The organism is Sorangium sp. So ce296 (genome assembly GCF_051529605.1).
GTDB lineage: Bacteria > Myxococcota_A > Polyangia > Polyangiales > Polyangiaceae > Sorangium > Sorangium cellulosum_D.
In genome coordinates this window covers 9,981,420-9,994,339 of the sequence record NZ_CP150325.1, presented here as the reverse complement: position 1 = coordinate 9,994,339, position 12,920 = coordinate 9,981,420, and the positions used below count along the sequence as shown (strand labels likewise).

Here is a 12,920-nt window from a genome sequence, read left to right as displayed (position 1 = left end):
GGCGCGGTTGTCCCTCTCGCACGAGCGGCCGCCCGAAGAACCGATGAGCCGGCTCGCCGTCGCGCGCGCGACGGCGAAGAGAGCAGGAAAGCGCCTTCTCCGGCGGGCTCGGGCGCGCCGGAGCGCCTTGACCTGCCTTCCCGAGGTGGGGCACGATCGGCCAGGACACCGAACGGGTTGAAACCCCGAGAGAATGAACCACAGAGGCACAGAGGACACAGAGGAAGAGAGAACTCAGAATCTTTTCTTCATCCTTGCATTTCCCGCCCGCCCATGCGCCAGGGCAGCGCATGCCGCAGAGGGATGCCGATGACCAGAGACGGATTTCGCTTCGGGTACGCGCTCTCGCCGGCCGTGCTCTGGCTGCCAGCCGCGCTGCTCGCGGCGACCTCCGCGTGCGCCGGCGACGTGAGCCCGCCGGCGGCCCTCTGCGATGCTCCGTATTCTGCTTGCGACGGGGTCTGCGTGGCGCTGCGGTCCGACCGCTCGAACTGCGGCGCGTGCGGCGTGGCGTGCTCGGTCGATGAGGCGTGCGTGGCCGGCGCGTGCGAGGCCCGGGGCGACGGCGGCGGGGGCTCAGGCAGCGGCTCCGCGGGCGTGGGCGGCAGCGGGCCGGCGTGCGGCGGCGACCGCGCCATGCAGCGCTGCGACGGAGAATGCGTCGACACGCGCACCGACCCGAGCCATTGCGGCCAATGCGGCTCGGCCTGCGAGCCGGGCCGGGCGTGCGTCGACGCCCTGTGCCGGCGGACCTGCCTGGAGGGCCTCACCGACTGCGCCGGCGCCTGCGTCGACCTCACCGCGGATCCGCTGCATTGCGGCCAGTGCGATCGCGCCTGCGACCCCGGCCGGCCGTGCGAGGGCGGCGCCTGCGGGTGCAGCGCCGAGCCGTCCCAGGACATCGGCTCCGCGGTCCCCCAGCGGGTGAGCGGCACCACGCTCGGCGCCGACGACAGCCGCTCGCTGAGCTGCGCGGGGTCGGGCGCGGCCGATCAGACGTTCCTGTTCACCGCGCCGCGCGCGGGGACCTACCTGTTCGACACCTTCGAGGCCTCGCACGACACCGCGCTCGGGGCGCTGCGGGCGGACACGTGCGTCGAGCTGGCCTGCAACGACGACGCGGGGAGCGTCCAGTCGCAGATCGCCGTCGATCTCGCCGAGGGCGAGCCCATCCTCGTGGTGGTGAGCGGCGCGGAGGGCGACTTCACGCTGCGCGTGGGCGAGCCGGGGCCGGTCCAGTGCACGCCGACCGCGCTCGATCCGATCGTCCCGCAGACGGTGGTGGGCTCGACGGTGGGGCTCGAGGACTCGGTGCTCGCCACCTGCGACTACACCTCGAGCCTGGACGCCACCTACACCTTCACGGCCCCCGAGACGGGCCTGTACGTCTTCAGCGCGCGCGCCGCCGTGTCCGAGCTGCTCGTCGAGGTCCTCGACGGCGGCACCTGCACCGGCGATTCGCTCCAATGCCAGTTCGGCTTCGGCGCGTCGGTCGCGGTCGCGGAGCTCGAGGCTGGGAAGACGGTGCTCGTCGCCGTGGCGAGCCCGGTCACCGCCATGCGCGAGTTCACGCTGGACGTGTTCGAGGCCCCGGCGTGCCCGGGGGTGGATCTCGGCTCGACGGTCCCGCAGACGGTGACCGGGAACAACGAGGAGCTCCCCAACGTGCTCGCGCCGTGCTTCTCGGCCCCGAGCGGCGGCGAGGCGACGTTCGGCTTCACCGCGCCGCACGACGGCGTGTACATGTTCGACGCGACGGGCTCGAGCTTCCCCGCCCTCCTGGAGGTGCGCCGCGACGGGTGCGCGGGCGAGGTCGTCACGTGCCTCGACGGCACGTCGCAGCCCGCGCGGGCCGCGGTCCCGCTCGCGTCCGGCGACACCGCGGTCATCCTGCTCGACAGCTATGGAGAGGCGGGCGACTACGCGCTCGAGATCACCGAGCTCGCGTGTCCCATCATCGATCTCGGCTCGACGGCGCCGCAGACGGTCACGGGCACGACCGCCGACTTCAGCGATATCCTCGCGCCCGGATGCGGCTACTTCGGGGGCCCCGAGGCGACCTACCTGTTCACCGCCCCGGCGTACGCTCTCTATACCTTCGATACGGAGGGCTCGACGTTCGACACGCTCCTCGACGTGCGGGACGGCTCGTGCGCCGGCCCCTCGCTCAAGTGCAACGACAACGCCGATCCCACGGGGGCCCTCACCCACTCGCGGCTGAGCGTGCTCCTCAACGCCGGTCAGTCGGTGGTCGTGTCCGTGGACAGCTACGAGGCGAGCGGCGAGTACACGCTGAGCGTCACCCAGCAGGAGGCGCCGCCCTGCCCGCTCTTCGATCTCGGCGACTCGGTCCCTCAGACGGTCACGGGCAACAACGAGGGCTATGCCGATATCCTGACGCCCGCGTGCGGCGCCGGCGCCGGCGGCGAGGCGACGTACGCCTTCACCGCGCCGGCGGAGGGGTATTACGACATCGACACCGCCGGCTCCACGGTCGAGACGGTCCTGTCCGTGCGCGACGGCAGGTGCGGGGGCGACGAGATCGCCTGTGAGAGCGCCGGGCGGAGCTCGAGCGCCATCGTGCGGCTCGACGCCGGCCAGACGGTCCTGATCAGCGTCGAGGCGAGCGGCGAGGGCGGCGACTACACGCTCACCGTGAGCGAGTTCGACGGCCCCGGCACGTGCGCGGCGCCCGCCGCGCTGGAGCCCTCCGTCCCCCTGAGCGCGGCGGGGACGACCGAGGGAGGCCACGACGTCGCGGAGGCGAGCTGCGGCGGCTCGGACGCGCCCGACGTGGCCTATTCGTTCACCGCGCCCGAGGCGGGGACCTACACGATCGACACCTTCGGCTCGGAGTTCGACACGGTCCTCGCCGTCTTCGACGGGAGCTGCGGGGGCGAGGAGCTCGCCTGCAACGACGACGTGGCGAGCGAGGACTGGTTCGAGCCCGTGTCGGAGCTCAAGGTGTCGCTCGAAGCAGGGCAGACCGTCGTCATCGTGATCGACGGATACATGGAATACGGGCATTACGAGCTCAACATAGAGCGTTGATCCGCGCAGCGCCGCGCGGCGGCGCTCACCTCCTCGCCCGCTCCAGCTCGGCCTCCGCGGCCAGGAACACGGGGGATCGCAGGAGCGCGCCCATCAGCCGCAGCGCCTCGCGGGGGTGAGCCGCGGAGACGTCCACCTCGTCCGGATCCGGGGCGGCGAGATCGTACAGCTCGGGCGCGCCCCACTCGAACGGCAAGACGAGCTTGTAGCGCCCATCGAGGATGCCCACGCGCGCGACCTGCTGGTCCGAGACCGCCGTCGCGAGCAACGGCAGCCGGCGCGGGGGAGGCTCGGGATCGAGGAAACCGAGCAGATCCTCGCCGTGGTATCCGTTCATGGGCGGATCGGGGAGGAGCAGCTGGGCGATGGTCGGCGCCACGTCGATGAGCGAGACGCGCTCCTCGACGACCATGGGTGGGATGCCGGGGACGCGCAGGACCAGCGGCACCCGCAAGAGCGACTCCCACAGGAAGGTCGAGTGCGGCCAGAACCCGCGGTAACCGAGCGCCTCGCCGTGGTCCGACACGAAGAGCACGAGGGTGCGGTCGGCGAGATCGAGCTCCTCCAGGCCGCGGAGCAGCCGCCCGAGGTGCTCGTCCAGGCTCCGCGCCACCACCCGGTAGCGCCAGTTCCAGCGACCCTCGGCGGGCACGTGGTAGCGCTCGGCGGCGCCCTCGACGTACGTGCCATCGAGCTCGTGCCAGTTGTGGACATCGAAGTTGAAGAGCCACGCGAAGAACCGCTGCGAGCCGCGCTGGGCGAGCCAGGACAGGGTCTGGTCCACCATAGACCCCGCCGTCGGCTGGTCGGCGCCGTAGCCCCAGACCCCCCCGCGGGCGTGGTCGGGCAGGCGATACGTCTCATCGAACGCGAACGTCGGCAGGAGCAGGGAGATGAAGTCGGCCGCCGAGGCGGGGATGAACAGGGTGGTCGGGATCTCCAGGCGCTTGGCCAGGTCCAGCAGGCTGCCCGGGCTGCGCGCCAGGCCGTCGTAGCTGCCGCCGAGCAGCCCGGGCAGCGCGCGCAGCGTGTCGGAGCCCGTCGAGTACGCGCGCTCGAATCGGACCGCCTGGCGCGACAGCGCGGCGGCGTTCGGCATCACCTCCTCGTCGTAAGCGACGTCGCTGCGGAGGCTGTCCACGTAGTAGACGAGGACGTTGAAGTCGGCCGCGAGCGCGCGTCCCCCCGAGCCGGCCGCGCCCGCGCCCGGCCGATCGCTCCAGCCCGCGTCCCAGCGGGGGTCGCGCGTCGGCTGGTCGACGTCGTACCGCTCGCGCAGCGCCTCCACACGGCTGGCGCGCATCCCGGCGACGTCCTCGCCGCGCAGGATGGCCTGCGCCAGCTCGATGCGGCGCAGCATCCTCCCGACGTAGACGGGGTCTCGGCCCGTGTGCGCCAGCACCTCCTGATGCCAGCCTCGCAGCCTGGGCGACGACGCGAGGAAGAGCACCCACACCGCGGCGGCCACGGCGACCGCCCGGATCGTGGCCCGCGCCCGCGCGCGCCGCGCGGCGAGCGTCAGCCCGGCGAAGCAGGCGCACCCGAGCAGCGCCGCCCCGCAAAGCTCGAGGGCCGTGTGCACGCGCCTGTAGATGGCCACGAGCACGGTGAGGTCCACGATCACGAGCGCGCCCCCGAGGATCGCGAGCGCGGCCGCCGTCGCCGCCGCCACCGCGGACCCGCCCGCGCGCTCGGCGTCCGCCGCGCGCAGGGCGCGGCCGTGGACGAGCGCGACCGTGGACGCGGCCAGGCCGACGGCGGTCAGCGCGAGGTAGGGGCCGAGGGTGCCCAGCGCGCCGGCGTGCGCGAGGCGCCCGGAGAACACCCAGAAGACGGTGCTCGAGAGCGCCGCGACCGCGATCGACCCGTAGGCCGCCGCCCGCGCGACCTCGGCGGCCCGCGGCGCCCGCCGCTCGAGCGGCGTCGCGAGCAGGCGCACGAGGGTGACGAGCGCCCAGGCGGCCAGCCCCAGGCCCGCGCCGACGGCGACGTAGAGGCCCACGGCGGCCCTGAGGTGCCCAGCCAGCGCGACGCTGGTGATGTCGTGGCGCACGGCGGTATCGGCCGCCACCGCGCCGAGCCCGACCGCGACGCCCGCCGACACGCACCGCGCGAGCTCGTCGCGCGATCGCCTGCGCCCCGCGGGAACCCGGGCGAGCCGCAGAATCCAGCGCTGAGCGGCGTGTAGTGATGTCCGAGGCACGCCGTCGCGAGCGTAGGAAACGGCGCCGGGTTCATCAAGCGGCGTCGCCTCGTGGGGCCCCGCGCGCTCTCCCTGCTCTCCACGGTGCCGCCCGGTCGCCCGGCCGTCGCGCGCGCCGCGCTGCGCTGTTCGGCGCGCCCCCGGTCCGCCGCGCGCCGACGTCAGCGCGCGACCCAGTAAGCCTGCGTCCAGGCGCGCGACCCGTCCGGCGCCGTCAGGCGCGCGCGCACGTACTGTTCGGGGCCGCGGAGCCGATAGCTCGCGCGGTAGGCCGCGCCTGACATCTCGGCCTCGGCCGTCGCCGGCGTGGCCTCGAGCAGCACGCCCCACCGATCGAGGAACTCGACCATGACGTCGGGGGGCTCGACCCAGAGCGTGAACGTGTCCGACGCGACGACGAGGCGCGTGAGCCTGGGCCCCGACGAGGCGTAGAGCCGACCCGCGCCCAGGGCAGCGCAGATCGCCGCCTGTGACGTCTCCTCGGCGAACACCTCGACCCACCCGGTGCCAGGTCCCACCTGAGGCACGTGCTTGTCCGCGCCGGTGAGCGAGTGCATGTCGTCGACCGCGACCGCGGCGATCGGCTGGCCAGACGACAGCGCCTGCTCCCACTTCTCTTCCGCGGAGGTGTGGGTGGCGTCGCCGTCGCTCCGCACGTGCGGATGACCGCTGAAGATCTCGACGAGCTGGGCGCCCTCGGCCCCCGCGATGTCTTCGGCCTCGACGGCCCAGTGGAAGTTCGGGTGATTCACGAGCGCCACGCCCCCCTGCGCCAGGATCTCCGACGTCGCCCAGGCGAGCGCGGCCCGCGCGGTGCGGAAGGTCCCGCCGCCGATCCGCCGCTTCGTGCAGAGCGCGTTGACGTGCACCGGCTGCCCGGCGGCGGCCATCGTCACCTCCTCGCCGGGGATGACCAGGAAATCCTGCACCTGCGAGGCAGGAGGGCGCGTCACGTCGAGGTAGTTGTTGTGATCCGTCAGCGCGAGGAACTGGTAGCCGTGGTCGCGATACCAGGCGAACACGAGCTGCGCCGGGCTGTCACCGTCGGAACGGGCGGAGTGCGCATGGAGGTTGCCGCGCTGGAAGACGCTGACGTCCAGCTGCTGGACGAAGCGCGGCGCCCGCGAGGGCAACGGCTCCCGCGAGATGTCGAGCGCTCCCGTCGGAGCCACGTCCTGGCTCGTCCCCGCGCGCCCGAGCACCGCCGCGAGCGCGGCCGCGACCGTCGCCACCGCGGCCCATCGCGCGCATCGCTTCACCGTGGCGGGCTTCACCACCAGGTCGGCCATCCTCGGCGTCGGGTCGGAGCCGCGCGACATTGGGCCTCATTGTAGCACGCGTCGCGCAGCGTGGCCCATGCGGAGGTAGCGACGTATCCATGCCGCGAGTCAGCCAGGTCATGCAGCTCAGGCAGGTCGGCCAGGTCAGCCAGGTCAGCCAGGTCAGCCAGGCCGCGCGAGCCGCCGCGAAGCGGCGCCGGAGCTCGGCCATCCCTGGCCGGGCTCCGGTCGGGGGGAGCTAGAACGAAACGAAGTCGTGATCGCCCGTGGCGTGCAGCGCGCGCCCGTTGCTCGATGCGCCGCCGCCCGGGCGGCCCTTCTGCGGCGGCCTCCACAGCCCCTTACCGCCGTGGCGGTCCGATAGACGCCCCGGCGCCGACGGCTTGTGGCCCGGGTCGCCGTCGCTCTCCTGCGAGAGGCGGAACGACGCCATCACGTTCTGGAGCTGCTCTGCCTGCGCCGAGAGCTCGGCTGCCGTGCTGGCGAGCTCCTCGGCGATCGCCGCGTTGCGCTGCGTGGCCTGCTCTATCAGCTCCACCGCCCCGCTGATCTGGGCCACGCCGTTCGACTGCTCCTTCGAGGCCACGGCGACGCCCTGCACCAGCTCCGCGGTCTCCCGGATCGACGGGACGAGCTCCGCGATGAGCTGCCCCGAGCGCTCCGCGACCATGATGCTCGACGCGGCGAACGAGCCGATCTCCTTCGCCGCGTCGCGGCTCCGCTCGGCGAGCCGCCGCACCTCCGTGGCGACCACGGCGAAGCCCTTGCCGTGCTCGCCCGCGCGCGCCGCCTCGATCGCGGCGTTCAGGGCGAGCAGGTTCGTCTGATACGCGATCTCCTCGATGATCACGATCCGCTGGGTGATCGCCTTCATCGCCTCGACCGTCTCCCGGACCGCCTGGCCGCTCTGCTCCGCGTCCCTCGTCCTCCGGTGCGCCGTCTCCTCGACCTGCTTGCAGTTGGCGGCGTTCTTCGCGATCGTGCCGCTCAGCTGCTGCAGGCTGGTCATCGTCTCCTCCACGGACGCCGCCTGCTCGCTGGTGCCCTGCGACAGGCTCTGCGCTGTCGCCGAGAGCTGCACCGAGACCGAGGAGACCGAGACCGCGCCGCCCCGGACCTCGCCGATGAGGCCCGCCAGGCGCTCCGACATGGCCTTCACGGCGCCGAGCATCTGGCCGAACTCGTCGGAGCTCTTCACCGTGACGTCGCCCGTGAAGTCGCCCCCGGCGATGCGCTGGTGGAGCGACACCGCCTGGTTGAGCGGCAGCAGGACCATCCGGCTGAAGATGATGGCGAGCACGACGGCGACGACGAGCGCGAGCAGACCTCCTATCTGCAGCGTCACGTACATCGTCGCGACGAGCGCGTTCGTCGCCGCCTGCCGCTGGGCGAGGAGCGCGACCTCCTCGTCGTCGATCTCCTTGAGCGTCGCCCGCATCTGGTCCATGAGGCCCTTCCCGCGCCCCTGCCTGACGTCCTCGGCGGCGCGATCCGGCGGCACCTTCCCCTCGTCCGCGCTGCGGCGGTGCTGGATGGTCGGCTCCAGCACGGAGGAGAGCCACTCGTCGTGGTCCTTGTCGACCTTGTCGAGGCGCATCTGCTGGCGCGGGTTGTCCCTGGTGAGCTCCCGGGCGCGGATCAGGCCCTTGTCGAACCGGTCGCGCCCGCTGCGGTACGGCTCCAGGAAGGACTCCATCCCGGTGATGGCGAAGCCGCGCGCCCCTGTCTCGGTTTCGAGCAGCGACTCCGTGATATCGCTCACCGCGAGCATCACCTCATACGTGTGCTGGTCCCATGAGCGGGCCTCGTCGAGCTCCGCGAACCTCTTGTAGGCAATGCCCGCCAGTCCGAGGACGATGACGACCATGGCGGCGAAGCCGAGGTAGAGCTTCCGGCCTACTCCGATGTGCGCAAGCATGATGCATGCTCCGGGCTATGTGTGTTGCGGCTCCGTTCGAGCCCCGCCGGGGGCTGGAGCCGATAAACGGATGGCGCGACGCATCGCACGCGGTGGTCCGCCCCGTGGAGGCCCTCGGCGTGTCCGAGGAACAGGTATCCTGACGGCGCGAGGCTGGCGATGAGCCTCGCCACGATCGACGCCTTCGTCGCGGCGTCGAAGTAGATGAGGACGTTCCGGCAGAAGATCAGGTCGAACAGACCGAACCGCTTGGGCGCCGCGTCGAGCAGGTTGAAGCGCCGGAAGGTGACGAGCCCGCGCAGCTCCGGTCGGGCCTTCATCAGGCCCGCGCTCGCGCCCGTCCCGCGGAGCATGTAGGTGCGCAGGCGCTCCTCCGGGATCTCCGAGGCCCGCTCGATCGGCCACACCGCGCGTTGCGCCTGGTCGAGCGCGCGGGAGGACAGGTCCGTCGCGAGGATGGAGATCCCCGGAGCGCCCGTCGACGCGGCGCCTGCCCGCGGCGGCGGCGGCGTCCGTCCCGCCACGTCGCGGCGATCCGGGGAGGGCAGGCTGTCGAGCAGCGCCATCGCTATCGAGTAGGGCTCTTCTCCCGTCGAGCAGGCCGCGCTCCAGGCGCGCAGCGGGCGGCCGCGCGCGGGGGGCGCTCCGTGGCCCGCGCCCTCGTGCCACGCCGGGAGGATCTCGCGCTCGAGCAGCTCGAACTGCTCGCGTTCCCGGAAGAAATGGGTCTCGTTCGTGCAGATGCAGTCGAGCATGTGCACGAGCTCTCCCTCGTCGCCCGCCGCGGTCACGCGGCGGTAGTACTCGCCGAAGCTGCGGAGCCCGAGCGCGCGGAGCCGGGGCCCGAGGCGGCAGAGCAGGAGCGGCTTCTTCTGCGGGCCCAGCGCGATGCCCGAGAGGCGCTTGACGAGCTTCTGGAACAGCGCGAACTCCTCGTCGCTGAGCGTGCGCGGGCTCGGCTCGGCGATCGAGATCATGGCCTGTCCCCTTCGCCGGCCGGCGCCCCGTGGCTGCCTGGGAGCGCCGGCGGGGCCCCGGGGGCCGCGGCGCCGAGCGCCGTCGAAGCCAAGAGCTCCGCCGGCGAGAGGATGCGGTCGATGTCGAGCAGCAGCACGAGCTTCTGGCCCACCTTCGCCAGCCCGAGCAGCTGATCCGCGCGCGCCTGCGCGCCGAAGGCCGGCGCGGGCTCGATCTCGTCCTCGGAGAGCGTGAGCACGTCGCCCACGCCGTCGATGAGCAGGCCGAGGCGGGTGTTCTCGCCGTCGAGCTCGGCCTCGACGATGAGCACGCAGGTCCACCGGCTCACCCTCGTCGGCGGCAGCCCGAGCTGGACCGCGAGATCGATGACCGGCACGACGCGGCCCCGGAGGTTCATGACGCCGACGACGCACGCCGGCATCATCGGGACCCGCGATGTGCGGCTGTGCTCGACGATCTCCCGCGCCCGGACGATGTTCAGCGCGTACTCGTCCCCCGCGATGATGAAGGAGATATATTGCGACACGGGGCTCGATGCGTCGGACATCATGACGCCTCCAGGGAGAGAGAGGGGAAACGGGCGCCCTGCGCGCCGGGGCGCCCGATCATGCTGGGGCGCCTCCGGCGGCCGATGGCGCTGCCCTGCGCTCGTCGAGGGCGTCGGCCTGGCCCACGTCCCGGAGGACGCCGCCGAGCAGCGCGTCGACGTCGAGGATCATCGCCACGCTGCCGTCGCCGAGGATGGTCGAGCCGGAGATGCCCGGAACGCGGCGAAAGAGCTGGCCGAGCGGCTTGACCACCGTGCGCCCCTCGCCGTCGAGGGCGTCGACCACGAGGCCGGCCTCGGAGCCGCCGTGCGCGACGATGACGACGCGCTCCTCCGGCGGGGGAGCTCCGCCGAGCCCGAAGAGCGCCCGGAGGCGGACGCACGGCAGCGCGCGTCCGCTCCGGAGCATGAGCCCCTGCGCGCCGCCGTGCGCGAGCGAGCCGCGCGGCAGATCGCAGCAGGCGAGCACCGCGCGGAGCGGGACCACGTACCGCTCGTCGCCGATCCCCACCGAGAGCCCCTCGATGGTGGCCAGCGTGAGCGGGAGCTGGACCAGCAGCGACGTGCCGTGCCCTTCGCGGCTCTCGATCCGGATCGTGCCCTGGATCGACTCCACGCTGCGCCGCACGACATCCATGCCCATGCCGCGCCCCGCCAGGTGGGACGACTCCGCCGCCGTCGAGAACCCGGGCTCGAACACGAGGCTGAAGAGCTCGTGATCGGGGAGCGCGTCGGGCGCGGGGTGCCTCCCCAGCGCCCGGACCCGAGCGGCGATGCGCTCGCGGCTCATGCCGGCGCCGTCGTCGGAGATCCGGAGCGCGATGCCGCCCCGCTCGTGCGCGGCGTGCAGGGTGATCGTGCCGCAAGGGTCCTTGCCCGCGGCGCGCCGCGCCTCGGGCGCCTCGATGCCGTGACAGATGGCGTTGCGCAGGAGGTGCGTGAGGGCGTCGCGGAACCGCTCGACCACGGCCGTATCCACCTCGACGTCGCCGTGCAGGACGACGAGGCGCGCCAGCCTGCCCTGCGCGTGGGCGAGATCGCGCACCGTGCGCTCGTAGTGCCGGAACCAGGGGCCGACCGGCACCATGCGCGCCGCGCGCACCGCCTCCTCCAGCTCCCTGCAAAGCCGATCTTGCTCCTCCATCTGGTCGCGCAGCGCGGCGCCGGCCTCCCCGCGCACCGCGCGGAGCGTCCGCGCGAGCCTGTTCCGACCGAGGGTGAGCTCTCCGATGAGATCCGCCATGCGATCCAGCTTCTCGACGGCGACGCGGATGCTCTTGAGGGTGGTCGCTCCCTCCGCGTCGTCCTCGGTCGCGCGGCGCGCGCCCGTCGCCCACGCGCCCTGCAGCGCCTCTGGCCCTCTGCGCCGCGCCTCCTGGAGGCGCGCGATGACCTCTTCGTGCGAGGCGCTGCGCTCGACCTGTCCCCTCTCGATCTCGGCGACGAGCCGTCGGGCGGCGTCCACCGTCTCGAGCAGCAGCGAGACGACAGGCGTGGTGAGGGGGAGATCGCCGCGGCAGAGCGCCTCGATGATGTCCTCCGCGGCGTGCCCGAGATCGCTCAGGCCGCCGAGGCCCACCGAGCCGGCGCTCCCCTTGAGCGTATGGGTGGCGCGGAAAACGCGCTGGAGCACGTCGTGGACGTCGGGTCCGGTCTCGAGCTGCAGCAGCGCGCGCTCGATCTCGTCGAGGATCTCGTGCGCCTCCGCCATGAACGTGTGGAGCAGCTCGTCGCGCTCCCTATCCATGCTGCTCACAGGGGCCATGCGGCTCACAGGGCCTGGATGGAGATGGCGCCGTCGTGGGTCCGGAAGACGATCTTGCGCCCCCGGTTGCCGCCTGTATCCAGCTGGACGATCCGGATCCCCGCCGCGCGCAGGAACCCGAGGCCGGCATCGACGTTCTGGGCGCCGAGGTGGGTGCCGCGCTCCCGGAACGCGGAGATGAGGCAGGCGCCCCCGACGACGCGCGCTTGCAGCGCCCGGCTGGAGGCCCCGAGATCCATGAGCTGCTCGAGCAGACGCTGGCATGCGATATCGGCGAAGCGGACCGACGCCATCGCCGGGCTCGGGCACCCCGGAAGCACGTAATGGTTCATCCCGCCGACGCCGGTGGTCGGGTCCCAGAGGCAGATCGCCACGCATGACCCAACGATGGTGGTCACCGAGGCCGGCTCGGGCGAGACGAACAGCTGGCCCGGCATGACGTGGTGCGACTTTGTCGGCAGCGAGCGCCAGCTGGGCGGCCCGATGGATAGAGACTGTGTCGTGGAGTCAGGCGGCCTCGTCCTGTCCTCTCCGCCGACATCGTCGTGGGTAGGCCCGGCTCGATCGGCGTCGCCGGAAGGCGCGCGGTGCGCGTCCTCGGATGCCCTGGCCGCTGAGTCAGTCGCCAAGGCAGTTCCTGACCTTTTCCAGGAGCTCCATCGTGTCGATGGGCTTGGTCACGAAATCGGAGCAGCCGCACCGGAATCCCTCTTCCATGTGCGCGACATCGCTCCGGCTCGTGACGAGCAGGATCGGCGTGCTGCGCGTCGCCTCGTCCGCGCGCAGCTGCCTGCATGCGTCGAACCCGTTCACGCGCGGCATGACGACGTCGAGGAGAATGAGATCGGGCCGCTGCTCCATGGCCACGGCGACGCCCTGGCCGCCGTCGTTCGCCGTGATGAGGTCGTAGTGCTCGCGCAGCGCCATCTGTTCGATGCGCAGGATGGTCTGAGAATCGTCGACCAGCAGGATCTTCTTCCGAGGCACCGTTGCACCCCCTCGAGCGGATTCAGCGGCAGCGGCCGTGCCCTCACGCAGGGTAAGGAGACTCCCCCTCCTCCGCCTGCGTAAAGCACCTGCGCACAGGGCGTTCCCCCCCTGGGCAGCAACACCTTACCACGAGGGTTTGTAGAAGCTCCACCCAGAATTTTCAACATGTACGCATCTGGTCGCTGTCG

The 12,920-nt window shown here is 72.3% G+C and carries 9 protein-coding genes; 1 reads left to right on the top strand and 8 read right to left on the bottom strand.

Translation table 11 applies throughout. The features are described from left to right. Positions 1–309 precede the first annotated feature (309 nt). On the top strand, positions 310–3,051 hold the full coding sequence (locus WME98_RS37085) for an MXAN_6577-like cysteine-rich protein (RefSeq protein ID WP_437946386.1): 2,742 nt from the start codon (positions 310–312) through the stop codon (positions 3,049–3,051). Between the two features lie 25 nt (positions 3,052–3,076). Here the strand turns inward: WME98_RS37085 and WME98_RS37080 are convergent, their stop codons facing one another. The 8 genes from WME98_RS37080 to WME98_RS37045 form a co-directional block, all read right to left on the bottom strand. After that, positions 3,077–5,155 (bottom strand): sulfatase-like hydrolase/transferase, encoded by a 2,079-nt coding sequence (locus WME98_RS37080; RefSeq protein WP_437946384.1) that lies wholly within the window; start codon positions 5,153–5,155, stop codon positions 3,077–3,079. 260 nt (positions 5,156–5,415) lie between these two features. Further along, positions 5,416–6,573 (bottom strand): CehA/McbA family metallohydrolase, encoded by a 1,158-nt coding sequence (locus WME98_RS37075; protein ID WP_437946383.1) that lies wholly within the window; start codon positions 6,571–6,573, stop codon positions 5,416–5,418. A 199-nt stretch (positions 6,574–6,772) separates the two neighbouring features. Next, a complete protein-coding gene (locus tag WME98_RS37070; protein WP_437946381.1) occupies positions 6,773–8,452 on the bottom strand; it encodes a methyl-accepting chemotaxis protein in 1,680 nt (559 codons plus the stop codon). After that, complete coding sequence (locus tag WME98_RS37065; protein ID WP_437946379.1) at positions 8,431–9,429, bottom strand: CheR family methyltransferase; 999 nt, start codon at positions 9,427–9,429, stop codon at positions 8,431–8,433. The genes WME98_RS37070 and WME98_RS37065 overlap by 22 nt, the downstream gene beginning before the upstream one ends. Beyond that, on the bottom strand, positions 9,426–9,980 hold the full coding sequence (locus WME98_RS37060) for a chemotaxis protein CheW (protein ID WP_437946378.1): 555 nt from the start codon (positions 9,978–9,980) through the stop codon (positions 9,426–9,428). Before WME98_RS37060 ends, WME98_RS37065 begins: the two co-directional genes overlap by 4 nt. A 55-nt stretch (positions 9,981–10,035) precedes the next feature. Continuing rightward, positions 10,036–11,724, bottom strand: a complete 1,689-nt coding sequence (locus WME98_RS37055; protein WP_437946376.1) for a chemotaxis protein CheA — start codon at positions 11,722–11,724, stop codon at positions 10,036–10,038. A gap of 23 nt (positions 11,725–11,747) precedes the next feature. Further along, the gene (locus WME98_RS37050) at positions 11,748–12,179 is read right to left on the bottom strand and encodes a chemotaxis protein CheD (RefSeq protein WP_437946375.1); all 432 of its coding nucleotides are present in this window, start codon (positions 12,177–12,179) and stop codon (positions 11,748–11,750) included. Between the two features lie 181 nt (positions 12,180–12,360). Continuing rightward, positions 12,361–12,729, bottom strand: a complete 369-nt coding sequence (locus tag WME98_RS37045) for a response regulator (RefSeq protein WP_437337335.1) — start codon at positions 12,727–12,729, stop codon at positions 12,361–12,363. Positions 12,730–12,920: the final 191 nt, after the last annotated feature.

Excerpts from the sequence above, each read along its gene's own strand:
- WME98_RS37085 (WP_437946386.1), top strand. The coding sequence starts at position 310 with ATGACCAGAGACGGATTTCGCTTCGGGTACGCGCTCTCGCCGGCCGTG.
- WME98_RS37075 (WP_437946383.1), bottom strand. The coding sequence starts at position 6,573 with ATGTCGCGCGGCTCCGACCCGACGCCGAGGATGGCCGACCTGGTGGTG.
- WME98_RS37070 (WP_437946381.1), bottom strand. The coding sequence starts at position 8,452 with ATGCTTGCGCACATCGGAGTAGGCCGGAAGCTCTACCTCGGCTTCGCC.
- WME98_RS37065 (WP_437946379.1), bottom strand. The coding sequence starts at position 9,429 with ATGATCTCGATCGCCGAGCCGAGCCCGCGCACGCTCAGCGACGAGGAG.
- WME98_RS37060 (WP_437946378.1), bottom strand. The coding sequence starts at position 9,980 with ATGATGTCCGACGCATCGAGCCCCGTGTCGCAATATATCTCCTTCATC.
- WME98_RS37055 (WP_437946376.1), bottom strand. The coding sequence starts at position 11,724 with ATGGATAGGGAGCGCGACGAGCTGCTCCACACGTTCATGGCGGAGGCG.
- WME98_RS37050 (WP_437946375.1), bottom strand. The coding sequence starts at position 12,179 with ATGCCGGGCCAGCTGTTCGTCTCGCCCGAGCCGGCCTCGGTGACCACC.